1 protein-coding gene is annotated in these 317 nt (G+C 36.6%); it reads left to right on the forward strand.

Annotation, left to right across the window (positions count from 1 at the left end; all coding sequences use genetic code 11):
• Positions 1-96 precede the first annotated feature (96 nt).
• Positions 97-192: a hypothetical protein gene (locus CRJ03_RS20560; RefSeq protein ID WP_369126387.1), complete on the forward strand. Its 96-nt coding sequence runs from the start codon at positions 97-99 to the stop codon at positions 190-192.
• The last annotated feature ends 125 nt before the right edge of the window (positions 193-317 follow it).

Below are 317 nucleotides of genomic sequence, written 5' to 3' on the forward strand. Positions count from 1 at the left end.
TATTATTCTGGTAAAAAAGAACCCTTTGGTTATATAGGTATAGTCTGAGCAATAATGTCCATTGGATTCCTAGGATTTATTGTATGAGCTCACCATATGTTTACAGTAGGACTTGACGTTGATACCCGAGCATATTTTACCTCAGCCACAATAATTATTGCCATCCCAACCGGCGTTAAAGTTTTTAGTTGACTAGCTACCCTACACGGAGGAAATATTAAATGATCTCCAGCTATACTATGAGCTCTAGGATTTATTTTCCTTTTCACTATTGGAGGTCTAACAGGAATCGTACTTTCTAATTCATCTCTAGACAT

Origin of the sequence: Roseovarius nitratireducens, assembly GCF_002925845.1 — a bacterium.
Lineage (GTDB): Bacteria > Pseudomonadota > Alphaproteobacteria > Rhodobacterales > Rhodobacteraceae > Roseovarius > Roseovarius nitratireducens.